The organism is Pseudomonadota bacterium (assembly GCA_039196715.1).
Classification (GTDB): Bacteria; Pseudomonadota; Gammaproteobacteria; order CALCKW01; family CALCKW01; genus CALCKW01.
The window spans coordinates 61,290-85,070 of the sequence record JBCCUP010000009.1; the positions used below are offsets into that span (position 1 = coordinate 61,290).

The window sequence follows — 23,781 nt, forward strand, 5'->3', positions numbered from 1 at the left end:
CGGGGAGACCCGTGGCTCGTCGACAACGGTCAGCGCGTCAGACTGGGTAAATTCAACTGGTGCGCCTGCGCACAGGTGATGGCGTCCTCGTACCCGGCGTCCGCGTGGCGCATCACGCCGGTCGCTGGGTCGTTCCAGAGCACGCGCGCGATACGCGCGTCGGCGGCTTCGCTGCCGTCGCAGCAGATCACCATGCCGGCGTGCTGCGAGTAACCCATGCCCACGCCCCCGCCGTGGTGGATCGACACCCAGGTCGCACCCGAGGCGCAATTGAGCAGGGCGTTGAGCAACGGCCAGTCCGACACGGCGTCCGACCCGTCCTGCATGGCCTCGGTCTCGCGGTTCGGCGAGGCGACCGAACCGGAGTCGAGGTGGTCCCGTCCGATCACGACCGGTGCCGACAACTCGCCGTTGCGCACCATCTCGTTGAAGGCCAGCCCCAGGCGGTCGCGTTGGCCCAATCCCACCCAGCAGATCCGCGCTGGCAGGCCCTGGAATGCAATACGCTCGCGTGCCATGTCGAGCCAGCGGTGCAGGTGCGCGTCGTCCGGAATGAGTTCCTTGACCTTCGCGTCGGTCTTGTAGATGTCCTCGGGGTCGCCTGACAACGCGGCCCAGCGAAACGGGCCGATACCGCGGCAGAACAGCGGTCGGATGTACGCCGGCACAAACCCCGGGAAACTGAAGGCCTCGGTGAAGCCGGCGTCATCGGCGACCTGGCGGATGTTGTTGCCGTAGTCGAAGGTCGGGACGCCGGCGGCCTTGAACGCCGCCATGGCCTCGACGTGGGTGCGCATCGAGGCGGTGGCCGCAGCGACCACCGACGCCGGGTCCCGTTCACGGGCGTCGCGCCACGCCGCGAGGCTCCAACCCTGGGGCAGGTACCCGTTGGCCGGATCGTGGGCAGAGGTTTGATCGGTCAGCAGATCCGGTCGCACGCCGCGCGCAAGCAGTTCGGGCAGCACGTCTGCGGCGTTGCCCAGCAAACCGATGGATTTGGCTTCGCCCGCGGCGGTCCAGCGCGCGATGGTGTCGAGTGCATGGTCGAGTGAGTCGGTGCGCTCGTCGAGGTAGCGCGTCTTGAGGCGTGCGTCGATCCGGCTGCTGTCGCATTCGACCGCGAGGCAACACGCGCCGGCCATCACGGCGGCGAGTGGCTGGGCGCCGCCCATGCCACCGAGGCCTGCGGTCAACACCCACCGGCCTTGCAAATCGCCTCCGTAGTGCTGGCGGCCGGCCTCGACAAAGGTCTCGTACGTGCCCTGAACGATGCCCTGCGTGCCGATGTAGATCCACGACCCGGCCGTCATCTGGCCGTACATCGCCAGGCCCTTGCGATCGAGTTCGTTGAAGTGATCCCAGGTGGCCCAGTGCGGCACGAGGTTGGAGTTGGCGATCAGCACGCGCGGCGCATCGACGTGGGTGCGAAACACGCCCACGGGTTTGCCCGATTGCACCAGCAGGGTTTCGTCGTCGTCGAGGTGAGTGAGCGTCTCGACAATGCGGTCGAAGGCCGGCCAGTCGCGCGCGGCGCGGCCGATGCCACCGTAGACCACCAGGTCCTCGGGGTGCTCGGCGACCTCCGGGTGCAGGTTGTTCATCAGCATGCGAAGCGGGGCTTCGGTCGACCACGACCGGGCGGTGAGTGCGCTGCCGGTCGGCGGTATGACGGTGCGGAGGTTATGGCGGGAATCGGTCATGGATGTGGGTCCAGGGACAGGTCGGTGAGCTCGGCGGCCTTGGCGGCAGCGCCAGAGCGGATCAGGTCGGCGGCGAGCTCGAGGTCGTTCGCCATGTAGCGGTCGTGGCCGAGCGCCGGTACACGCGCGCGCAGGCTGGCGATGACCGCTTGCAAGGGCGCGCTGGTGCTCAGTGGCGCACGGTACTCGACACCTTGCGCGGCGCACAGCCACTCGACGGCCAGGATGCGGCCAAGGTTGTCGGTCATCCGCGACAGTCGTCGCGCCGCGTGCGCTGCCATTGAGACGTGGTCTTCCTGGTTCGCGCTGGTCGGGGTCGAGTCGGTCGAGCAGGGGTTTGCCAGATGTTTGTTCTCGCTCATGAGCGCGGCCGTCGTGATCTCGGCGACCATGAAGCCGGAGTTCAACCCCGGGTCCGGCGAGAGGAAGGGCGGCAGGTCGTATGACAAGGCCGGGTCGACCATCAGCGCGACGCGCCGCTGAGCAATCGCACCGATTTCCGACAGGGCCAGCGCGATCTGATCCGCCGCGAAGGCCACTGGCTGCGCGTGGAAATTGCCGCCGGACACGATTGCGCCCTCGTCTACCAGCACCAGGGGGTTGTCGGTGACCGCGTTGGCTTCAACGGTCAGGGTCTGCCCCGCATGCCGAAGCAGGTCGACGCACGCGCCGGTGACCTGGGGTTGGCAGCGGATGCAGTAGGGGTCCTGCACGCGCGTGTCGTGCTCGCGGTGCGACTCGCGTATCGCCGACCCGGCCATGGTCCGGCGCATGGCGGCGGCGACATCGATCTGGCCGCGCTGGCCGCGCAGCGCGTGTATCGCCGGGTGCAGCGGCGCCGTGGACCCCATGATCGCGTCGGTCGACAGCGCGCTGACCACGACCGCCTCTCGTGCGAGTGTCCAGGCGTCGAACAACGCCACCAGCGCACACGCGGTGGAAAACTGCGTGCCGTTGATCAGCGCCAGGCCTTCCTTGGCTGCGAGTTCGATCGGCGCAATGCCTGCCGCCGCGAGTGCCGTGTGAGCCGGTTGTTTCGTGCATTGGCACCAGACATCACCTTCGCCCAACAGGGCGGCGGCCATGTGCGCGAGGGGTGCGAGATCGCCCGACGCGCCGACCGAGCCTTGCGCCGGTACGTGCGGCACGATGTCCGCGCAGAGCAGCGCCTGAATCTGGGTGAGTACGCCCCAGCGGACGCCCGAGGCACCGCGGCCGAGCGAGAGCAGCTTCAACACCATCATCAGCCGAACCGTGCGGGTATCCGCCGGATCGCCGACACCGGCACAGTGCGAGAGGATGAGATTGCGTTGCAAGGTTGCGGTGTCTGCGGCGGCGATGCGCACGGTGGCAAGTTTGCCGAAGCCGGTGTTCACGCCGTACACCGCGTCACCGCCGTCGACTGCCCGGGCCACGCAGCGCGCCGCGGCATCGACAGCGGGTTGCGCGGCCGGGTCGATGCGGGGGCGAACACGTGCGTCGGCGATGGCGGCGAGCTGGGCGAGGTCGGCGTTGCCGGGTTGGAGCAGAGCGTTGGTCACGCGACCCACCGGCCGGCGTGCATGCGCCGGTACAGCGGATTGAAGCCGATTCGGTAGGCGAGTTCGGCGGGGTGTTCGACGTCCCAAACGGCGATGTTGGCGCGCTGCCCGGGCGCGATCTGCCCACGGTCAGTCAGCCCCAGCGCCGCCGCCGCGTGGCGGGTGGTGCCGATCAAGGCCTCGTGCGGCGTCAGACCAAACAAGGTGCACGCCATGTTCATGGCCAGCAGCAGTGAACTCAGCGGAGACGAACCGGGGTTGCAATCGGTGGCGACCGCCATCGGGACACCCGCCGCTCGCAGGGCCTTGACCGGCGGTTTCCGGGTCTCACGTAGGGTGTAATAGGCACCGGGCAACAGAACGGCAACCGTGCCGGCCTGGCGCAGAGCGGCAATGTCGTCGGTGCCGAGGTACTCGAGATGGTCGACGGACAACGCCCGGTACTGCGCTGCGAGTCGGGCGCCGCCGAAGTTCGAGAGTTGCTCGGCGTGCAGTTTGACCGGCAGGTTCAGCCCGACCGCGCGTTGAAACACACGGTCGATCTGCGCGGGTGTGAACGCGATGTGTTCGCAGAATCCGTCGACGGCGTCGACGATGCCTGCAGCCGCGGCGGCGTCGAGGGTGGGAAGGCAGCACCGGTCGATATAGGCGTCTGCCTCGCTTGCAAATTCCGGTGGCACCGCGTGGGCGCCGAGAAAACTCGTGCGCACGTCGACCTCTCGCTCGCCCGCGACCCGGCGCGCGACGCGCAGCATGCGCAACTCCGTGTCGTGGTCGAGACCGTAGCCGGACTTGATCTCGAGCGTGCCTACACCCTCGGCCAGCAGGGCATCCACACGCCGGAGCGCGTCGGACAGCAGCGCGTCCTCCGACGCGGTTCGGGTGGCGCTCACTGTGGCGTTGATGCCGCCGCCACGGCGGGCTATCTCGCTGTACTGCACGCCGTGCAAGCGCTCCTCGAACTCCCAGGCACGGTTGCCGCCGTGCACGATGTGGGTGTGGCAGTCGATCAGCGCCGGTGTTACCAGGCGGCCCTGAAGGTCATGGGGTTCGAGCGAACGGTACGCGACCGGTGTGTCCTCGGCGGGGCCGCACCAGCGGATGTGGTCCGCTTCGACCGCGACGCTTGTGCCGTGAAGCAGCGAGGCGTCGGACGCGCTGTCGCTGCAGGTCAGCACCGATGCGTTGGTCAGCAGGGTGGTTGCCATGGTGAATATGTATAGACATATTGAAAGTACGGCGATACAGTAATCGGCTGACGTGCGGGACGCAAGGGCGACGTGGTGAAAACGATCCTGGCTGATCAGGCGCTCGTGGACGGGCAGTGGGCGACGTGCGTGCGCGTCGACATCGGTGACGACGGCCACATTGCAGCGGTCGTACACGAGGCGGCATGTGACCGGCAAACCGAGGACGAGGGCAGCAGTGTCCACCGTGTGGGGTGTCTAGTGCCGGCCCCAGCCAACGCCCACAGCCATGCATTCCAGCGCGCCATGGCCGGGCTCACCGAGGCCCGGGGTCCCGATCCACGCGACAGCTTCTGGACCTGGCGCGACCGCATGTACCACTTCCTGCGGCGCCTGAACCCCGATCAGGTGCAAGACATCACCGCGTTCGCGCAGATGGAGATGCTCGAGTCCGGCTTTGCCGCGGTGGGGGAGTTCCACTACCTCCACCACGCGCCCGACGGCTCGCCCTACGCCAGCGTAGCCGAAATGGCCGAACGCGTGCTGGCCGCCGCCGCCGACACCGGTATCGGTCTGACCCTGCTGCCGGTGTTCTACCACCAGGGGGGGTGTGACGGTCGGGCGCTGACCGGTGGGCAACGCCGATTCGGCAACGCGCTCGAACCCTTCCTCGCGCTCAGAGCCGCGAGCGCAACGGCCCTCGCGCACGCGCCGGCGGACAGTCTGCTCGGTGTTGCGCCGCACTCGCTCCGAGCGGTGTCCACGGAGGCCCTGACGGCTCTGCTGACCGAATGCACGTCCGGTCCGGTTCACATCCACATCGCCGAACAGACGGCGGAAGTGGACGAGGTGCTGGCGCACCACGGTGCGCGGCCGGTTCAGTGGCTGTTCGACACCCAGGATGTTGATGCGCGCTGGTGCCTGGTGCACGCCACACACCTCGACAACGCGGAGCTGCAGCAACTGGCGAGCAGCGACGCCGTCGCCGGCTTGTGCCCGGTGACCGAGAGCAGCCTGGGTGACGGCATCTTTCGCGCAGTCGAGCACCGAAACGCCGGTGGCCGGATCGCCGTCGGTTCGGATTCGAATATACGGGTGTCGTTGGCCGAGGAGTTGCGCACACTCGAGTACAGCCAACGCCTGCGTGACCGCGGCCGGGCGGCGCTGGCGACACCCACGGCGTCAACCGGGCGGGCGTTGTTCGACGCCGCGTTGCGAGGCGGTGCCCGGGCGTGTGCGCGCCCGGCGGGCATCACGGCGGGGTGCTGGGCGGATCTGCTGGCGCTCGACCTCGGCGCGCCCGATGCCGTCGGGCGGTCGGGTGATGCGCTGCTCGACAGCTTCGTGTTCGCCCGTGGTGAAGCCCTGGTCGGCGACGTCTGGTCGGCTGGCCGTCACGTGGTTTCAGGCGGGCGTCACCGCGACCGAGACTGCATCACCGCGCGCTACCGCGCGGCGCTCGGCGCGATCCTGGCAGCACCGTGACCGCCGCTGCGAAGGGGTGGCGTGAGATCAAGGCCGAGGTGGCGCGGCGCATTCAGGACCGCCGCTGGCCCCCCGGCAGTGTGATACCGGCCGAGACGGAACTCGCGATCGAATTCGGCTGCGCGCGGGCCACCGTCAACCGGGCAATGCGCGAACTCGCCGACGCGGGCATCCTCGTTCGCAAGCGGCGCGCGGGCACCCGCGTCGCCGAACACCCGGTGCGTCAGGCGAGACTCGACATTCCCGTGATCCGACTCGAGGTCGAGGCGGCAGGCGGGCGTTACACACACCGGCTGTTGCTGCGGGCAGTGCGGCGCCCCCCGGCCCGCGTGCGGGCGTTGTTTGGCGGGTCGACGTCGTCGACCGCGTTGCGACTCGATGCCCTGCACCTCGCGGACGATCGCCCCTACGCGGTGGAAAGCCGGTGGGTCAACACCGACACCGTACCCAAAGCGCTCGACACCGACTTCGACCGCGTGAGCGCAAACGAGTGGCTGGTGCAGAACACCCCTTTTGCTGGCGGACAGTACCGGGTCTCCGCACAGCTCGCGGGCGTCGATGTGGCCGAGGTGCTCGGGTGTGCCGCCGGCGATCCGGTGCTGCTGGTCGAGCGCCACACCCTTGACACTGCGGGCCGCGGCATCACTGAGGTTCGGCTGCGGTACGCCGCGGGCCACGCGGTGCGGGGCGCCATGTGACCTGCCACAGGTATTCGGTGGAGAACTGAGCAATGTGCTGACGGCCAGAGACAACCTCGCGTCCTTGTCGCGGCTGGTCGAGTCGGTGCAGTCGACCCTCGCGGCGCGTGGCGCGCCAGAGACCTTGTCTGCTCGACTGGACACCCTGATCCGCGAGACCCTCGAGGGCGTGACACGCAACCGCGATATCGTCTCCGGGCTTCAGGCGTTCGCTCAGGTGGAAGACGAAGAGCGCCAAGCTCAATCAGGCGTTTCTCAACCTGGCCCGCAACGCGGTGCAGGCCGCTGGACCCGAAGGTCAGGTCACCGAACCTTCGCGGTGCACGTCGCCGGGCATCGAGGTGCTTGTCAGCGATTCGGGCGATGGCATATCGGAGGAGGTCGTGCACAACGCGTTAACGCCGTTCTTCACAACACGGGCAACCGGTGAGGGTACGGGACTTGGCTTGTCGATGGCACTCGGTGCGGTCGAGGAACACGGCGAGCGCATCGACATCGACAGTGCGGTGGGTGTGGGCAGCACGATCACCGTGGTGTTGCCAAAGGTGCAACAGCAGGCTGCCCGAGCCTGGGCCTACGCTGCGGGCCTGTCGATCAGCGGTGAAGCTGGCCGAGTCTGGGCCGGCTCCGGGCCGATCAGGCCGCCAGCGCGTTCTCGGCGCGGGGTTGGGTCAGGCGCTTCGCGATTCGGTTGAACTCGGCCTCGCAGGCGACAAAGGCGCTGACCACGGCGGGGTCGAATTGCGTGCCGCTGCCCTCGACGATGATGTAGCGCGCTTTGGCGTGATCGAACGCCGGTTTGTACACCCGCTCGCTGATCAACGCGTCGTAGACGTCTGCGACCGCCATCAGCCGGCCGCACAGCGGGATGTCCTCACCGGCGAGCCCCGCCGGGTAGCCCTTGCCGTCCCAGCGCTCGTGGTGGGTTGCAACCACGTCCTTGGCGTAGCGCAGGAAATTCGACGAGCCGAGTTCGGCCTCGACCACCTCCAGCGCGCGCACCCCGAGGAGCGTGTGCGTTTTCATGGTGTCGTACTCGTCGTCGGTCAGTTTACCGGGCTTCAGCAACACGCTGTCGGGGATACCGACTTTGCCGATGTCGTGCAGCGGCGTCGACTTGTAGATCAGGTCGACCACGTCGGGCGTGAGCTGGTCGGCGTAGTCCGGGTGCGTCGCCATGTGCTCGGCCAGCACCTTGACGTAGTGCTGCGTGCGGGTGATGTGCGCGCCGGTGTCAGTGTCGCGCGTCTCGGCCAACGCGGCGAGTGAGAGGATGGTGGCGTTCTGTGTGCGCTGGAGCTCCGCAGACCGCTCGATGATCGTTTCTATCATGTTGTTCGTGTGGCGGGCGATGTCACCGAACTCGTCGTTGCTGATAATCGGCACGTTGTGGTCGTAGTCGCCGGCGGACACGCGCTCGAGCGTGCGCTGTTGGTTCTGCAGGTAGAAGGCGAGCAGCTTGGACGCGGACTGCATGGTACGGCACACGTAGGCCGCGACCACGCCGACGACAAAGATGGACTCGATCACGATGCCCCGCCGCAGGGCATTGTCCGGCGCGGTTTCGGTCCAGCTCATCACCAGCAGTTGCTTGTTCACCAACAGCACCAAGACCACGGCCACGATGCTGAGACTGATCAGGGACAGCACCAGGAAGCGGCGCGAGAACGAGCGTCGCGCGGAGGCCAGTTGGTGGTTCTCGCCCCGTGCAGCCAGGGCCTGCCCGGTGCGGAGTTCGCTGTGCAGCAGCGTGTCCGTGGAAATGAAATAACCGACTGCGCCAATGCCCACGAGCACCTTGAGGACACTCTCGAGCATGAAGTAGGCGGTAACCGAGTTTACCGTGGCGATCACAACCGCGATCAACGCCAGCACGCCCAGGTCCAGGGCGAGGGTTTGGCGTGGTGTTGGGCGCTCGCCACGCGTGCGTTCCAGCCCGGCGTAACCTGCGGTGCGCAACAGCCATCCGATGCCGAAGCAGACCACCACGTTGACGGCCCACGTCGCGCGGTCCAGGGAGTCGATCAACGGACAGACAGCGCCGCCGTAGATGAAAAGCAGGGCCGCCGCGCCGGCGTAGTGGCTCGCGCTCAGCTGATTGGTGTTCATGGGCTCAGGCCTTGGGTGTGCACCACCTGCGTGTGGGCACATTCAAAGGGTCTCTGAGCTGGTAGCGGAGGGCCGCGGGCGAACTTGAGGCGGCGCGGCCGGGTGCTGCCCGGGGGTCAGATGCGCTGACGAAACGCCTCCGCGACGCCCGAAAGCTCGCTCTGGTCCGCGCCACCGATCACCAGGAAAGCGTGCTCGCCGTCGCTCCAGCGCTCCGAGGCCATGCCCTCGAGCATTGCGGTCTGCACGGTGTCGTCGGCCTGGTCAGTCCCGATGATGCAAATGGCGATCGGTGCGCCGTCGGCAGTCAGGAAGGTCAATTGGGCCAGCGCCGCACCCTCGAAACCGAGCACCTGCGCACGTTTGTAGTGGAGGTTCGGCAGCGCCTCGACCGCCTGCAGGGGAATCTCCAGCCCGATCGCGCCAGACACGCGTTCGAGTTCGGCGGCCCGAGTAGTGCCGTCGGTGGTGACGTGCACCAGCGTGTCGGTGGTGTAGAGCGCCTGGTAGGCCGCGACGTAGTCGAACCAGCGGCGCTCGTCGGAGGGCGCCCGCGTGGCCCACAAGGTCACCAGGCTGCTCAGGCAGGCCACCAGCACGGCGGCGGCGGCGAACCCCGTGAACGCGCCCACACCTCGGTGCGGCTCGGCGGGCGCCGCGGGTTCGAGCACCGCCTCGGGGAACGCCGGAGCCTCGGCAAGCACGGCGTCAAAGGCCTGCCGCAGCGCCGTCTGGTCGAAACTCAGCGCCTCGAGTCGGGCGCCGAGCTCGCCGTCGGTGGCCAGGCGCGCCTCGAGCGTTGCCGCGAGTGACGGCTCGAGCTCGCCGTCGAGGTAGGCGGTCAACTGGTCGTCAGTGAAGGTGTCCGTTGTCATGTCGGCTGGCCCGCCTGCGCCGCCGGGTAATCTGCCCGCAAATGCGCACTCAACCGTTTGCGTGCGGCTGACAACCGGCTCATCACGGTGCCAATGGGGATGTCGAGCATACTCGCCGTCTCTTTGTAGCTGTAGCCTTCTACGTACGCCAGATACGCTGTGACCCGCTGGGCTTCTGGCAGTTGCATCAGTGTGTCTAACACTTCAGAGCCGGATAAATTCGATTCCGGTGTGTGGTCGCGGTCCGCGGGCTCCGCGTCCTCGATGGCCACCAGGCCGCCGCCGCGGCGCACCGCGTTGGCGCGCAGCTCGTTGATCCAAACATGCTTGCTGATGCGAAAGACCCAGGCATCAAATGCCGTGCCCGGGTTGAACTGGTGGATACGCTCCAGTGCGCGCAGGCACGCCGTCTGTGCGAGGTCGTCCGCGTTCACGCGGGATCCGGTGGTGGCCAGGCAGAACCGCCACAGCCTGGGGTAGAGCGCGCGAATGGCGTCGTGCGCGTTGAAGTCGGCCGTCATAAAAAAGGGTGGTGTCCGATCGAATAAACCCCGGCCGTGGCGTGTTGTGTTCCCGAGGTGGCGCGAACTCGCGCGCCTCGATGACACCAAACAGGGGAGACTCATGAAAAAACGTATCACATCGGTGCTGGCAGGCGTAGCCCTCGCGGCCTGCACGTCGGTATCGCTCGCTGGTGGCCACGCCAACTGGATGCTGTCCGCCGAGGATTCCACGGTGGCCTTCGGCTCGGTCAAGGCCGATGTGGTCGGCGAGGTACACCACTTCTCGTCGATGTCCGGGTCCATCAGCGAAGCGGGCGCGGTGTCTGTCGAAATCGACGTGGCGTCGGTCGAGACAAACATCGGTATCCGCAACGAGCGCATGCGCGAATTCGTCTTCACCAACGGCCCGAAGGCCGTGCTCGAAGCGCAGGTGGATATGGGTGCCCTGAAGGCGCTTGCTGTCGGTGACACCACACTTGTCGATGTCACGGGCAGTGTGACGATCAACGGCACCGCGGTGCCGGTCAACGCCACGTTCTTTGCGGCCATGCTGGCCGAAGACAGGTTGCTGGTGACCACAGCCGACATGATCATGTTGCCGATCGAAGCCGCAGGTCTGACACCGGGTGTGGACAAGCTGATGGAGCTCGCCGGTCTGCCGAGTATCACGCGCGTGTCTCCGGTCACCCTGCGGATGGTGTTCGGTCTGCAGAGCTGACGCGGCTCGCACCCGCGCGGTGACCCTGCGTCGCCGCGCCTACAACATCGTGTAGAGCTTGTCGTACCACTTCTCGGCGAGCTTGGGGTCCTTGGCGAGTGCCAGCAAGGTTCGCTGCATGGCCTCTTCACGGCCCCAGCGGTCGTCGTCGTCCATGTGCAGGTAGTCGATGCAAGCGAACCAGGCCGCTCTGACGCAGTCGGCTTCGGTCAGGACGTCGCGGCGTTGGGCATATCCGTGCTCGATCGGGTCGCGGTGCCGCAGCACGGACTCGACCAGCGAGTCCGGCATCGACCAGAGGTTGAGCATGTACGCCGACACCACCGGCGAGGAGATGTCGTTGCCGGGTTCGCCGGTGTCGAGGAACACCATATCGCCCATCGTGCACACCATACCGGCCAGCTGGCAGTGGTCGCGTGCGCGGTCGTTCAGGCCAGCCGCGACGGCGAACTTGTGCGCCAGTGCACTCACCGACTTTGACAGCACGTTCAACCGCTCCAGTTCGTCCGCGTCGGTGCGCTCGAACTGGGTGAACAGGTTTTCCGACAGCACGATGTTTTTCAGCGTCTCTGTGCCGAGCATGCTCACGGCCTGGCCAATCGAGTCGATGTTGCCGTAGGCGCCGAAGAAATCGGAGTTGACAATGCGCAGCACGGTCGCGGTGAAACCGACGTCCTTCTCGATGACCGCAGCGATCTCCTCCTCGGTGTAGCCGTCGTCCGCCACCATCGACATGATCTCGTCGTAGACGTGCGGCATGGAAGGCAGCGCGCTCAGGCTGCCGACGTAGGACTGCAAGCGTGGGTCCGACAGCTTCGCCTGCAACGCGATGCTGTGCTCGACCGTCTCGATGATCGTCTTGATCTCGGCGGGCTTCGAAATGTGCTGGTGAATGGCATGTGCCGACTCCAGGATCAGCTGTGAATCGGCGTAGCCCGAGAGCGCCAGTCGGATCGCCTTGGGCTGTTGCTTCTGCACTGCCTGGAGGAACTCGGCGCCGTTCATTCCGGGCATGCGCATGTCACTGACGACCACGTCGATGTGGTCGTACTTCATGAACATCAACGCGTCTTCGGCGCTGGTGAAGAAGTGCATGTCCCATTCCGCCCGCTTCTTGCGCAAGCTGCGGCGCAAACCGTCCAGTACCGACGCTTCGTCGTCGACGAACACAACCGATTTCACCGCATGCTTCCTGTTGTCGCCTGCACGGACGCACCTCGGTGGGGCAACCTGGCGCGTGGCGGGGTGGTGCACGGAAAGTGACTGCGGTGTCGGTGTGCCAATTCATCCGGAGGATGCGTGCGGCCACCCGATGCGGTGTCGGAGTGCATCTTGGCGGCCTTCACGTGAACCGCCGATGCAATTTTCAGCCCATGGCCAATTTGTGTGCCAATGGCCTGTGCCGGTCAGCACAAGACTGTGTTGCGCGCTCAGTCGAGATGCTCGATCCAGTGCGTGACAGGCGCTGCTGTGCCGCTCTGAATGTGCCTCAGGCACCCGATGTTGGCGCAGGCGATGACGTCCGACCAAGGACGTGACCTTTTGGTCCGTGGACAATGCGGAGACGTCCGGTTGCAACACGGAGTAGGTGCCCGCGGAACCGCAACACCGGTGCGTGTCGAGGACCCGCGTCGATGCAGCCCAGTGCAGTGAGGATGGGTTCGACCCGATCGGTCCTCTGCTGTGCGTGCTGAAGGGTGCGCGGAGGGTGGAAAGCAACACGGCCCGCGTCCCGGGCGATCACCCGTGTGTTCGCCGCGTCGCACACGCACACGGTGGTGCGCAACTGATCGACCGTCTCCGGCAGGACGACACTGGCCGGCCGTTCTCGGTACACCGCGAGCCCGTCCGACTCGTGGGCGTCCACTGGTTGGCCGCGGTCAGCAGGTCGTCCTCGGCGAGGATGCCGCGAACGGCGTCCATCAGGCGCGCGTGGGTGTCGGCCGATCTGGCGTCGGCATCGGGCGTGTGCGGAGAGATGGAGATGGCGCTGGGTCGTGTCAACCGGGCGAACGAGGTGACCAGCCTCGCCGGGGGCTGCGGTGTCCAGAGACCGGTTCGGGCGATGGTGGTGGAACGGCGCAGCTCAGGAACTGCAGGACAACATCGAACACCCGACGCGCGTACGAGCCCATTCCGGCCGTTTCTCGGCGAGGTCGTCCATGCCGGGTTGCTCGGTATAGGGAGTCGTCAGCGCTGTCATCCAGCGTTCGAGCGGCGCGGTATCACCTTGTTCGGCGGCGTCGATCGCCAGCTGTGCGAGGTAGTTTCTCGGCACGTAGAGCGGGTTGACGCCTTGCATTGTTGCGGTGCGTGCGTCGGCGTCGAGTGGGTCCGCCGCACACCGGCGGCGGTAGTGCTGTACCCAATCCGCCAAGGTCTGCAAGACGGCGTCTGTCACCGTTTCGGGTGCATACCAGGCGGGTCGAAAGACGTCGTCGGCAGGCGCGTCGCCGTCCAGTGGCAACCTGGCGAGGGCACGGTAGAACAGCGTCATGTCAGTCTCGGTTGCACCGAGCACCGACTCCAGCCCGTCAACCAGCGTCTGATCGCCTTCGCGCCATCCGGCCAGGCCGAGCTTGCTCGCCATCATCGCGCGCCACGTCCGCTCGAAATGGCCCCGATAGTGGTCAACGCCCGCCTGCAACGGGTCTACCTCGTCGGTCAGCGTCAACAGCGCATTGGCCAGCTGAGCGAGGTTCCACAGCGCGATGGCCGGTTGCTGGCCGAAGCGGTAGCGGCGGAACTCCGCATCGGTCGTGTTCGGTGTCCAGTCGGGGTCGTAGTCTTCGAGCCATCCGTAGGGTCCGTAGTCGATCGTCTCCCCCAGCACCGACATGTTGTCGGTGTTCAGCACACCGTGCACGAAGCCAACGCGTTGCCAGTGCACGACGAGCTCGGCCGTGCGCTCGCAGAGCGTTCGGAACCAGGCCGCGATCGCCCGGTTGTCGACGGCGCCGTCGCTCAGGCACTCGGGGTAGTGGTGGCGCACGGTGTGCTCGATCAGCGTGCGCAAGGTGTCGCGGTCGCCCCGCGCGGCGTGGATCTGGAAACTGCCGAAGCGCACGAAGGAGGTGGACACGCGGCAGACGATGGCGCCGGGTTCGTGCGCGGCATTGCCGTTGTAGAGTATGTCCCTGAGCACCGGATCGCCGGTGGCGACCAGGCTCAGCGCGCGCGTTGTCGGCACACCGAGGTGGTGCATGGCCTCGGAACAGACGAATTCGCGCAGTGAGGAGCGCAGCACGGCTCGGCCGTCGGCGCCGCGGGAGTAGGGCGTGGTGCCGGCACCCTTGAGCTGCAGGGCGAGGTGTTCGCCAGCGGGTGTGAGCACCTCGCCGAGGTTGATCGCCCGCCCGTCGCCGAGCTGTCCGGCCCAATTGCCGAACTGGTGCCCGCCGTAGTTCATGGCGTAGGGTTCGCTGTCCGACGGCACCGCGTTCCCGGCGAACAGCGCGGCGAATCCCGGTGTTCTCGCCACGTCTGCCGACAGGCCCAGACGCGCCATCATGTCGTTCGACACCGCGAGCGTGCACGGGGCAGACACCGGGGAAGGTGACACGAAAGAGTAGGCGGCACCCTCGACTTGCCGCGGGCGATTGACCCGGGAGGGATCGGCGGGGAGGTCCTGCGAGAAGCGCTCGGAGAACCTCAGTGGCGGCAACTCCGCTGTGTCTGCAGAAGGGGGGACGGTGGCCATGGGCTGACTGCACTGCGCGTGGGTCAACCACTATAGCCCGACACCGCGCACGCCGCCCAGGTCATCCCTGGCGCGGCAAATGACGCAAGCCAGGCCCCAGTGTGCGCCTTCAGTCTGTGAGCCAGCGGTTGAGCCGCGCGATCTCGTCCTCGCCCAACTTGCCGGCCAGCGCATTCAATTCCAGCATGGCGAGCATGTAGTCGTAGCGGGCACCGGAGAGCTGCGTGCGCGCGTCGGACTCTGAGCGAATCGCGTTCAGCACGTCGACGTTGGTGCGGGTGCCGGCTTCGAAGCCGGCCTGCGTGGCCTCGAGGCCCGTGCGGCTGGATTCCAGTGCGCGTTCGAGTGCCGACACGCGGCTGATCGACGACTTGACCGAGGCGAAGCTGTTGCGCACGTCGCGCTCCACCTCGGCCTCGGCGAGTGCCAATTGCTGTTCCGCTGCGCTCAGGAGTTGGCGGGCCTGCCGTGAGTTGGCCGCGCGCGAACCGCCGGTGTAGAGCGGCAGGCCGAAGGTCAGGCGCAGCGAGCGGTTGCCGAAATCGTCGTTGAGGTCGACGTCTGAAGCGGTTTCACTCAGTGTGGCTTCGAGGTCCAGCGTGGGCGAGGTGCTCGCACGGGCGATGCGGAGGTCGGCGCGCGCCGAGTCACTCGCCTCCCGCGCGGCGCGGATCTGCGGGCTGTGGTCAGCTGCGGTGGTGACCCAACGCTCGACGTTGGCCGGTTGCGGCAGCGTGAGTTCGATGTCGTCCCGCAGCGAGGCGATGTCGTCGGGGAAGCGACCGGTGGTCACTTTCAAGGCCTGAAGTGCGGTCGCGAGGTCGTTCTCGGCGGCGATCACGCCAGCCTGTGCACCGTCGTAGCCCGCCTGCGCTTCCTTCACGTCCGTGATGGCCACCAGACCGACGTCGAAGCGCCCTTCGGTTTGTTCGAGTTGCCGCTCGAACGCGTCGAGTTCCGCGCGCGCAAACAAGGTGGCATCGCGCGCGCGCAGCACCTCGAAGTAGAGTTGAGCGGCGCGCAGGGCCAGGCTCTGTTCGGCGGCGTCGAGGTCGGCGTCGGCTTGCGCGGCGTTGCTCTCGGCGGCGTCCACACGCAAGGCGTTGGTGCGGTTGTACAACGCCATGCTGCCGGTCAGTGCGGCGGTCAAGCTGTTTTCATCGAGTCGGCTGTTGTCCGAGACGGTCGTGACCACACTGAGGCCGGCTGTCGGACGCTGTGCCGACCGGGCGATCTCGATGGCCTGCTGCGCGGCAGCGTGTTGGTGGGTCGCGATCTGGTAGCTCTTGTCGTTGGCCAGGGCGTCGCGGTACACGCTCAGAAGATCAGCGGCGGAAACCCACGCGGGCGCGCTCAGCAATGTGGTCGCGGCCAGCGCGACGGTGAGGCGAGTCGGCATAAGAAGCTATCCTGTTGTCTGCGTGCCGTGTATGACCAGAGCTTAGCAGTGGTGTGTGACGCGCCAGTGCATTGGCCGTACATTCTTTCCACGGCGCCTCACACGGTATGCAGGCTTGAGGCCAGTTCCGCAGCGCGCTCGCCGTCGGTACACGCCGGTGTGCAGCGTGCGCCCAAGCCGTCTCTGGCCACTGCCGTGGAGACAGCCGAATTTCACCCGAGGAGTACCTTGTGTCTGCCACCCCGCGACCGCCCAAGACCCACCGCCTGCACGGCGTTGAACGCGTTGACGAGTTCGATTGGTTGCGCGATCCCGACTGGCGCGAGGTGATGCGCGATCCGTCGATGCTGGCTCAGGACATCCGCGATCACCTCGAGTCAGAGAATGCGGCGACCGAGGCTGCGATGGCAGCGACCGGGCCATTGCGCGACGCCGTGTTCGTGGAGATTCGCGGGCGCACCGCCGAGACTGACAGCAGCGTGCCGGCACCGGACGGGCCCTACGAGTATTACCGCCGGATCGAGACCGGCGAGCAGTACGGTCGCTGGTGCCGTCGGCCTCGCGAGGGCGAGGCGGCCGAGCAGGTCCTGCTCGACGGCAACGTCGAGGCGGGCGACAGCGCCTATTGCGGCTTCGGATCCGTGGAAACCAGCCCCGACCACCGGTTCATGGTCTGGTCGGTCGACCGCAACGGCAGCGAGGTCTACAGCATTCAGGTGCGCGACCTCGCCACCGGCGAGGACACCGTGCTGGCGGTGGCGTCAGCCAGTGCCAATGTCACCTGGGCGGCGGACAGCGAGACGCTCTACTACACCACGCTGGACGACAACCACCGCACCGACCGTGTCTGGCGTTGCCACCGCGGCGGTGGCCCGAGTGAGCTCGTCTACGCGGAGTCTGACGCGGGTTTTTTCGTCTCGGTGGGCTCGAGCAGCTCGCACCGGCACATGATCGTCTACGCCCACGACCACACCACCGACGAGTGCCATGTGCTCGATGCAGCAGACCCGAACGCGGCACTCAGGTGCATCCAACCCCGGATTCGCGACTTGCACTACGACGTCGACGATTGGGGCGACCGCTGGTTGATCCTGACCAACCGGGACGGTGCGGTCGACTTCAAGCTGATGACGGCACCGCTCGCAAGCCGTGGGGTCGACGACTGGCAGGACTACTACCAGCCGGCCACGGACGTGCTGCTGCATGAATTCATTCTCAAGCGTGACTTTCTCGTGGTGCGTGAGCAGGTCGATGCGTTGCCGCGCTTGGGCGTGCTTGCACACCCGGACCCCGATATCGCACCGGTGTTCGAGTGGCTGGCCTTCGACGAAGCCTGCTACGCGCTGTCAGCGTCGGGCGGACTGCAGTTCGACGATGCGCTGCTGCGCGTGTTCTATTCCTCACCCGCGACGCCGCCGACCACCTGGGACATGGACCTTGCGACCGGTGAACGCACGTTGCGCAAGCAGCAGCGCATCCCGAGCGGACACCGGCCCGAGGACTACACCACGGGACGGAGCTGGGCGACCGCGCCCGACGGCGAACGGGTGCCCGTGAGTTTCATCCACCGAGCAGACCGTGACCCGTCCCGCGCCGCACCGCTCTTCCTCTACGGCTACGGGGCCTACGGCTCGAGCACGCCGGCGGGTTTCTCCGCGGCGCGCCTGTCACTCGTGGATCGGGGGGTGGTCTGTGCGGTCGCCCACGTGCGCGGCGGCATGGAACGCGGTTACCGCTGGTACACCGAGGGCAAGCTGGAGAAAAAAGCCAACACCTTCAACGACTTCATCGCCGTGGCCGAACACCTGATCGAGCTCGGCCTGGTGGATGCCGCCCGGTGTGCCTGCTACGGTGGCTCGGCGGGCGGTCTGTTGATCGGGGCCGTGGTCAACCAACGCCCGGACCTTTTCGCGTGCGCTGTCGCCGATGTGCCCTTTGTCGACGTGCTCAACACCATGTGCGACGCCAGCCTGCCCTTGACGCCGCCGGAGTGGCAAGAGTGGGGGAACCCGATCGAGAGCGCCGAGGCGTACCGCACGATTGCCGCTTACAGCCCGTACGACAACGTGCGTGCGGTGGCGTATCCGGCGCTGCTGGTGCTGGCCGGTCTGACCGACCCGCGGGTGACCTACTGGGAGCCGGCCAAGTGGGTGGCTCGTTTGCGCGAAACCCGCAGCAACACGGCGCCACTGTTGTTGAAGACACGCATGGACGCCGGACACGGCGGTGCGTCGGGGCGTTACGACGCCATCGAGGAGACGGCGTTCATCTACGGCTTCGTGCTCAACGCGCTCGGCGCGGAGCGCAGTCTGCGCGCGTCGGACTGACCCGGCGGCGCACCTGGCGCCACACGGCGCACACGCCGAGCAGCGCTGCCCACAGCGAGACTGACCCGACTGCGGCCGAGGCGTGGCCGCTGCCACCACCGCCGCCACCGCCAAGCGTGAAGCCGGCGCCGTCGGAGCCGCTGCCGGATTCGCTGCTGCTGCCGCCCTCGGTGCCGCCCGTGCTGCCCGCTGGACACACGCTGGCCAGGGGCTCGAAGGCTTCGCCTACGCCACCGGGCGCCGGCACGTCGGCCGAGCCCGTGCCGGCGTTGAAGGTGTTGGTTTCAACCCAGCTCAGAAACGCGTCGACCGAGGTGTACACGCCGGGTGTGTCGGTTTTTGCGCAACCGTCGCCAAAGCTGACGATGCCGACCTGCGTCACACCGTTTGGCGTATCGAGGTAGAGCGGTCCGCCGCTGTCCCCCTGGCAACTGTCGCGGCCACCGGCCTCGGTGCCGGCGCAGAGCTGACTCAGCGCGAGGGTTACCGACGGCAGCGCGGCCGAGCAGGCGGCGTCGCTGTAGGTGTCAACATTCACTTCCTGCAACGTGGTGCTGTACTCGGCGATCGCAGCGTCGATGTTGGTGTCACCCCAGCCGAGGGTCAGTGCGGCAAGCCCGGCCCCGGGCTTGACCGTGGACAATCGCACGACGTCGCGGCCGGTTTGTGGCGTGGCCAGTTTCAGCAGCGCGATGTCGTTGGGGGACGAGGCGTCGTTCACGTTGTAGGACGCGTGGCGGATGATCTGATCCACCGCGACACCGTTGGCAACCTGGGTTGTCGACAGCGTGTGGACGTCGAGCAGCACCTGCACGTCTGCGGGGGTCATCGGTGTGAAACTGCCGCCAGTCGGGATATACAGGCAGTGGGCTGCGGTCAGCACCCAATTCTCGTGAATCAGCGTGCCACCACAGAATTGCGCCTGGAACTCCGTCGCACCGGCGGTCGTCGCCAGGGCGACGGTGTAGTCGTACTGGCCGTTGGTGGTCTGGCAACCGCCTATGATGCGCGGTTGAACGTCGAGGGCGAGAGCACAGGTGCTGCCAAGGGCCAGGGCACCGACGGTCGCGCGCAGTGGGACACGGTTCATTGAATTTGTCTTCGTCGAGACGACGTCATCCCGCGGCTCGCATGCAGCAGGGTGCCAGCGCGCCGGACATCGTGTGATACCTGCCCGAACAGCAGGCAATCACTGCGCCAGCGGCGTCGGTGCCGCGCAGGGCGACGGCCGCGGTCGCCGACTATACTGAGGCCTGACGCGCGCTGGAGGCGCTGGAACAATGCTTGCCCACCCCTGTCCGACAGCTTCAACTGGCCATACCCGCAGGTCCGATGGACAGCGGAGACGAGGACGCGCGCGATGACACCGCGATTGGGGACACCCGTTGCACGCCACCGGGCGCGCTGGACAGCCGGCGCGCTCGCGCTCATGGCGTCAGCGTTGCTGCCCGCTACGACCACGGCGGCCGAGTTTGCCCTGCCGCCGGCTGACATTGCCATGGTGGGTGCGATCCAGCGCGACGTCGCGCGCCACGATGACACCTTGCACGACATCGCGCGTCGGCACGGGATCGGTCGGGACGAGATCGTCGCCGCCAACCCGGATCTGAACAGCTGGCTGCCCGGCGAGGGGGCCGAAGTGCTGCTGCCGACGCGCTACATCCTGCCCGATGCCCCGCGCGAGGGGATCGTGGTCAACCTGCCGGAAATGCGCCTTTACCGCTACGCGACCGAGAACGGCAAGGCCGTGGTGACCACGCACCCCGTGAGTGTGGGCCGCGTGGATTGGGAGACGCCACTCGGCCGAGCGCGCATCGTGCGAAAGCAGAAGGACCCCAACTGGTACCCACCTGAGTCGATCCGGGCCGAACACGCGGCCGACGGTGACCCCCTGCCGCGCATGGTGCCCGCGGGCCCTGACAACCCGCTCGGGCAGCACGCACTGCGGCTCAACCTGCCGGGCTACCTCATCCACGGCACCAACAAGCCCTGGGGTGTCGGCATGCGGGTCACGCACGGGTGCCTGCGCATGTACCCCGAGGACATCGAGTACCTGTACAACACGGTGGACGTCAACACGCCCGTCCACTTGGTCAATCAACCCCTGAAAATGGCGCGGCACCACGGGGTGTGGTTCGTCGAGGTGCACCCCTCGCTCGACGAGTCGCCCACCGACGTCAACGCGCTGTTGCGGGAGATCGTCGTCACGGTGAGCCGCACCAACGCCGCCGGTGCGCGTGTCAATATTCCGGCGCTGCGCGCCATTCTGGCGTCAGCATCGGGCGTGCCCACTGCTGTGCCACTGTCCGAACGCGTGGCGCTGCTCTCGCACTGAGCGCACGGCACGTCGGCACAAAAAAACCGGCCAAGTGGCCGGTTTTCTTGTGCCTGCGGGCGCCTACTTCAGCATGCTCTTCTTGAACATGCGGTCGAGCATTTCGGTGAACTCGGTACGGTTGGTGTCTGCGGTCGCCTGGGCCTTCTCGGCGGCCGTGGTGGCATTGATCGCCGCCGTCTTGGCCTTGATCGCTTCCGCGTTCGCCTTGATCGAGCGCGAGTTGGCGGCGTTCGCGGCGTCCAGGGCCGTTTGGGCTGTCGCTTGCGCAGCCGCGATTTCCTGCATCAGGGCGTCGTTGTTCGCCGTGCTTGCACAGCCAGTCACAATTCCAACAGCCATCAGGGCCGCCGCCAGACGTACCGGTTTCATTGGATCTCTCCATTTGTTCGGGGTGAATGACAGCAAAGCGTAGTCGCTCCAAGCTGCATTTCGAGAAAAAAGTCGACTTTGTCAGCGCATCAGGGCTTGATCACGACCCGTGTCCCCACCGTGACATAGCGAGCGAGGTGGGTGATCTGGTGGTTGTCGAGTGCGATGCACCCTTGCGTCCAGTGCGTCGCGTAGTGGATGGTGTCGTCGGCGTCCCCCAGGCCGTGGATGCCGAGCGCGCCGCCGAGCGAGGTATTCTGCAAGGGCACGGTGCCACGGCGGCTGGCCTCGATGATGCGGCCGTACTGGTCCGAGTCGAGCTCGCCACGCAGGTAACCCACCTGGGCGTAGTGGGGGCTGGGGTAGTCGAAACCGAAGAACAACTTGAATTTGCTGTCCTCGTTGATCCAGCGCACACGAAACTCGCCGATCGGCGTCACGTTGTCGCCGACGCGTCGCTTGAAGCCGACGCCGCCTCGACCCCACGACACGTTGTTGTAGAGCACGATCGCCTGGGTGCCACGCATCACCTGCAACCGCTGCTTCGCGGGGTCCAACAGGACCCAGACCTCGTCTTGCCGGGGTGCGCTGATGCGCGCGCTCGCCTGACTGGCGCCAAGGGCAACGCAGGTGGTGAGGAACGCGCGGCGGTTCAACGACTGCACGGTCGGGCGGCGCGGGGTGCCAGGGGCTGGTCAGCGCATGCAGGGCGGGGCAGGGTCATGGGCGAACACGGACGCAACAGGCCGGTGGATGGACAGTCATCGCCCAAGTATAGACAGCCGCTTCCCGGTGCGGGAGAGCGCGGGGTTGGTCGTTGAGATGCCGGTTCGTTGGGGGGCGTCATACGGCATGTCGGTCGCGTGGCCCACCGTGCTCCCCGCTCAAACGCGCGGCGAGAAACATCGGACGTTTGCCTGATGTGGTCTTGGGCGGGCGGACAGGGGCCGAGCGTGGATTAAACTCGGGGTGGTCCCCGGTACGCCGGGAAGCCGCCCTGTTGAACCGATGGAAAGAACCGCGATGCCCTTCACCTTGCGCTACCTTGCGCTGTTCGCCTGCTGCGTGTTGGCCCTGCTCGGGTCGCCTATGGTGTCGGCCGAGGGCCTGATCGGCACGTCGACCGCGTCCGAGACGACCGCCCCGGACCTCAGCACCGCCGCGCCAGAGTCGAAAGAGGCAGTGCGTGACCTCGTCTCGCAGTTGAGCGACAGCGCCGTGCGGCAGCTGCTTATCGAACGGCTTGATGCCGTTGCCGAGGCGGACACCGCGGCAGGTGGCAGTGAGACGGTGTCGGGCATCCTGCTTGGCGCCTTGCAACAGTACCTGGCTGCGTCCAAGCAGAACTTTGCAGCGATCGGTACCGTGCCGACGCTGTGGTCGCGCGCCAAGGCAGACTTCGACCGCGACATCCGCACGATGGGGCTCGGCCAGTTCCTGTTGCTGCTGGCGATGACCGTTGCTGCCGGTGTGATGGCACAGCGCCTTGTCGAGCGCTTGTTCCGTCGGCGCAAGCAGGCGCTGTACGATGAAATCGGCTACACACTGACCAGCGTGTTGCGGATCATCTACTCGCGTCTGGCCATCGACATCCTCGGCGTGCTCGCGTTCTTTGCCGTCGGTGGGGTGATCTGGTCGTCGATGTTCCAGCGCGGCGTGTTGCTGCAGATCGGGCAGAGCGTCGGCACCGTGATCGCGAGCGCCTGGTTCGCCTACGTCGTCATGCGGTTTCTGTTTGCACCCAACAGCGACGGGATGCGGTTCTGCGAGACCTCGCCGGAGCGCGCGCTCGCGATCATCTGGAGTTACACGCTGCTCGCCGGCTTCATCGTCGCGGTCCACCACTCGGTGTTCATCCTGTCGATCGCCAACCGCGACCACGGCGGCATCCAGGCCACCGGGCCCTACGCCTTGCCGCTCGGGCTGCTGATGTACGTGGTTGTCGCGGCGGTGATCTGGGCCAACCGCCAGGCACTCACCGACGTGCTCTTGACCAACCAGGAACGCATCAAGACCTTCATCGGCGGCGATATGTCGGACGAAGCGCTGCGCTTCGCGCGCAGTTGGCCGACTCTGGCGATCGTCTTGGTCGCGATCAAATACGCCCTGGTGCAACTGGTGCTCAACACCACCGACCTCGCGCAGTATTCAACCGCGGCGGTCTACATCACCTTCTTTGTGATTCTGCTTTGGCCTGCGCTCGAGGCCAACGTCAACCTGATCGTCGCCATGGGCACACGGTCCTCCGAGGAGTTGAGCGGCAAAGCCGCCGAGGCTCACACACTGATGCAACGGGGGCTGTTGCGCGTCGGGCGGGTGTTTGTGGTCGGCCTTGTCATTTACAGCATGGCGCTGATGTGGGGGCTCGACTTTCAGGGCCTGGCCGAGGCCGGGCTTGGTGCCCAGGCCGCCGGCGACCTGGTGGAAATCCTGATCATCCTGTTGATGGCCTACGTGCTCTGGGAGATCGTCTCACTCTGGGCGCGGCGGGTGCTTGCGGCCGAGATTGGCACGGGTGATCACGGCGACGACGGCGGTGGTGATATGGGCGGGGTCGGTCTGTCCCGCACGGCGACACTGGTGCCGATCTTCGAGAAAACGGCCAAGGGCCTGATCATCCTGGTGACCGTGTTCGTCAGCCTGTCGGAGCTCGGCATCAACATCGCGCCGCTGCTCGCCGGTTCCGCGGTCGTCGGCCTCGCGGTCGGTTTCGGCGCCCAGACGCTGGTCAAGGACATCGTCTCGGGCCTCTTCTTCCTCGCCGACGACGCCTTTCGGGTGGCCGAGTACATCGAGATCGGCGACACGCGGGGCACGGTCGAGAAAATCTCC

Annotated in this window: 18 protein-coding genes and 1 pseudogene; 7 read left to right on the top strand and 12 right to left on the bottom strand. The window is 66.7% G+C overall.

The window, feature by feature from the left end:
* Positions 1–29: 29 nt before the first annotated feature.
* From hutU to hutI, 3 genes and pseudogenes are all read right to left on the bottom strand, one after another.
* The gene (gene hutU / locus AAGA11_05665; protein ID MEM9602327.1) at positions 30–1,700 is read right to left on the bottom strand and encodes a urocanate hydratase; all 1,671 of its coding nucleotides are present in this window, start codon (positions 1,698–1,700) and stop codon (positions 30–32) included.
* A complete protein-coding gene (hutH, locus tag AAGA11_05670) occupies positions 1,697–3,241 on the bottom strand; it encodes a histidine ammonia-lyase (GenBank protein ID MEM9602328.1) in 1,545 nt (514 codons plus the stop codon). Before hutH ends, hutU begins: the two co-directional genes overlap by 4 nt.
* Positions 3,238–4,368 (bottom strand): annotated as a pseudogene (hutI, locus tag AAGA11_05675) (imidazolonepropionase). The gene hutH and the pseudogene hutI overlap by 4 nt, the downstream one beginning before the upstream one ends.
* Positions 4,369–4,524: 156 nt before the next feature.
* Between hutI and AAGA11_05680 the strand changes: the two are divergent.
* From AAGA11_05680 to AAGA11_05690, 3 genes are all read left to right on the top strand, one after another.
* Complete coding sequence (locus AAGA11_05680; GenBank protein MEM9602329.1) at positions 4,525–5,913, top strand: formimidoylglutamate deiminase; 1,389 nt, start codon at positions 4,525–4,527, stop codon at positions 5,911–5,913.
* Positions 5,910–6,611 (top strand): UTRA domain-containing protein, encoded by a 702-nt coding sequence (locus tag AAGA11_05685; GenBank protein MEM9602330.1) that lies wholly within the window; start codon positions 5,910–5,912, stop codon positions 6,609–6,611. Before AAGA11_05680 ends, AAGA11_05685 begins: the two co-directional genes overlap by 4 nt.
* A gap of 185 nt (positions 6,612–6,796) precedes the next feature.
* Entirely contained in the window at positions 6,797–7,306 is a 510-nt protein-coding gene (locus tag AAGA11_05690; protein MEM9602331.1) for a HAMP domain-containing sensor histidine kinase, read from the top strand.
* Here AAGA11_05690 and AAGA11_05695 read toward each other — a convergent pair.
* The 3 genes from AAGA11_05695 to AAGA11_05705 form a co-directional block, all read right to left on the bottom strand.
* Positions 7,248–8,720, bottom strand: coding sequence for an HD domain-containing phosphohydrolase (locus AAGA11_05695; protein ID MEM9602332.1), 1,473 nt, complete (start codon positions 8,718–8,720; stop codon positions 7,248–7,250). The genes AAGA11_05690 and AAGA11_05695 overlap by 59 nt on opposite strands.
* Positions 8,721–8,836: 116 nt before the next feature.
* Entirely contained in the window at positions 8,837–9,595 is a 759-nt protein-coding gene (locus tag AAGA11_05700) for a hypothetical protein (protein MEM9602333.1), read from the bottom strand.
* On the bottom strand, positions 9,592–10,116 hold the full coding sequence (locus AAGA11_05705) for an RNA polymerase sigma factor (protein ID MEM9602334.1): 525 nt from the start codon (positions 10,114–10,116) through the stop codon (positions 9,592–9,594). The genes AAGA11_05700 and AAGA11_05705 overlap by 4 nt, the downstream gene beginning before the upstream one ends.
* Positions 10,117–10,219: 103 nt before the next feature.
* Here AAGA11_05705 and AAGA11_05710 point away from each other — a divergent pair, with 103 nt between their 5' ends.
* Entirely contained in the window at positions 10,220–10,816 is a 597-nt protein-coding gene (locus AAGA11_05710; protein MEM9602335.1) for a YceI family protein, read from the top strand.
* Positions 10,817–10,855: 39 nt separating this feature from the next.
* Here the strand turns inward: AAGA11_05710 and AAGA11_05715 are convergent, their stop codons facing one another.
* From AAGA11_05715 to AAGA11_05725, 3 genes are all read right to left on the bottom strand, one after another.
* The gene (locus AAGA11_05715) at positions 10,856–11,998 is read right to left on the bottom strand and encodes an HDOD domain-containing protein (GenBank protein MEM9602336.1); all 1,143 of its coding nucleotides are present in this window, start codon (positions 11,996–11,998) and stop codon (positions 10,856–10,858) included.
* 904 nt (positions 11,999–12,902) lie between these two features.
* The gene (locus AAGA11_05720) at positions 12,903–14,516 is read right to left on the bottom strand and encodes a YdiU family protein (GenBank protein MEM9602337.1); all 1,614 of its coding nucleotides are present in this window, start codon (positions 14,514–14,516) and stop codon (positions 12,903–12,905) included.
* Between the two features lie 109 nt (positions 14,517–14,625).
* Positions 14,626–15,915, bottom strand: a complete 1,290-nt coding sequence (locus AAGA11_05725; GenBank protein ID MEM9602338.1) for a TolC family outer membrane protein — start codon at positions 15,913–15,915, stop codon at positions 14,626–14,628.
* Between the two features lie 230 nt (positions 15,916–16,145).
* Here AAGA11_05725 and AAGA11_05730 point away from each other — a divergent pair, with 230 nt between their 5' ends.
* Positions 16,146–18,242 (top strand): S9 family peptidase, encoded by a 2,097-nt coding sequence (locus AAGA11_05730; GenBank protein MEM9602339.1) that lies wholly within the window; start codon positions 16,146–16,148, stop codon positions 18,240–18,242.
* On the opposite strand, the gene AAGA11_05735 is transcribed toward AAGA11_05730, so the two are convergent.
* On the bottom strand, positions 18,199–19,332 hold the full coding sequence (locus tag AAGA11_05735; protein MEM9602340.1) for a serine protease: 1,134 nt from the start codon (positions 19,330–19,332) through the stop codon (positions 18,199–18,201). The two genes, AAGA11_05730 and AAGA11_05735, sit on opposite strands and share 44 nt — an antisense overlap.
* Positions 19,333–19,602: 270 nt before the next feature.
* Between AAGA11_05735 and AAGA11_05740 the strand changes: the two genes are divergently transcribed.
* A complete protein-coding gene (locus AAGA11_05740) occupies positions 19,603–20,577 on the top strand; it encodes a L,D-transpeptidase family protein (GenBank protein MEM9602341.1) in 975 nt (324 codons plus the stop codon).
* Between the two features lie 63 nt (positions 20,578–20,640).
* On the opposite strand, the gene AAGA11_05745 is transcribed toward AAGA11_05740, so the two are convergent.
* Positions 20,641–20,949 carry an alanine-zipper protein gene (locus AAGA11_05745; GenBank protein ID MEM9602342.1) on the bottom strand — a complete coding sequence of 103 codons (309 nt, stop codon included), beginning with the start codon at positions 20,947–20,949 and terminating at the stop codon, positions 20,641–20,643.
* Between the two features lie 89 nt (positions 20,950–21,038).
* The gene (locus AAGA11_05750; GenBank protein ID MEM9602343.1) at positions 21,039–21,614 is read right to left on the bottom strand and encodes a L,D-transpeptidase; all 576 of its coding nucleotides are present in this window, start codon (positions 21,612–21,614) and stop codon (positions 21,039–21,041) included.
* A gap of 343 nt (positions 21,615–21,957) precedes the next feature.
* Between AAGA11_05750 and AAGA11_05755 the strand changes: the two genes are divergently transcribed.
* Positions 21,958–23,781, top strand: a 1,824-nt coding sequence (locus AAGA11_05755; GenBank protein ID MEM9602344.1) for a mechanosensitive ion channel domain-containing protein, incomplete at its 3' end; no start/stop codon positions are given.

Bases quoted from the DNA above. Each gene is read 5' to 3' on its own strand.
- AAGA11_05725 (MEM9602338.1), bottom strand. From the start codon at position 15,915: ATGCCGACTCGCCTCACCGTCGCGCTGGCCGCGACCACATTGCTGAGC.
- AAGA11_05740 (MEM9602341.1), top strand. From the start codon at position 19,603: ATGACACCGCGATTGGGGACACCCGTTGCACGCCACCGGGCGCGCTGG.
- AAGA11_05710 (MEM9602335.1), top strand. From the start codon at position 10,220: ATGAAAAAACGTATCACATCGGTGCTGGCAGGCGTAGCCCTCGCGGCC.
- AAGA11_05720 (MEM9602337.1), bottom strand. From the start codon at position 14,516: ATGGCCACCGTCCCCCCTTCTGCAGACACAGCGGAGTTGCCGCCACTG.
- AAGA11_05700 (MEM9602333.1), bottom strand. From the start codon at position 9,595: ATGACAACGGACACCTTCACTGACGACCAGTTGACCGCCTACCTCGAC.
- AAGA11_05695 (MEM9602332.1), bottom strand. From the start codon at position 8,720: ATGAACACCAATCAGCTGAGCGCGAGCCACTACGCCGGCGCGGCGGCC.
- AAGA11_05735 (MEM9602340.1), bottom strand. From the start codon at position 19,332: ATGAACCGTGTCCCACTGCGCGCGACCGTCGGTGCCCTGGCCCTTGGC.
- AAGA11_05745 (MEM9602342.1), bottom strand. From the start codon at position 20,949: ATGAAACCGGTACGTCTGGCGGCGGCCCTGATGGCTGTTGGAATTGTG.
- AAGA11_05705 (MEM9602334.1), bottom strand. From the start codon at position 10,116: ATGACGGCCGACTTCAACGCGCACGACGCCATTCGCGCGCTCTACCCC.
- hutU (MEM9602327.1), bottom strand. From the start codon at position 1,700: ATGACCGATTCCCGCCATAACCTCCGCACCGTCATACCGCCGACCGGC.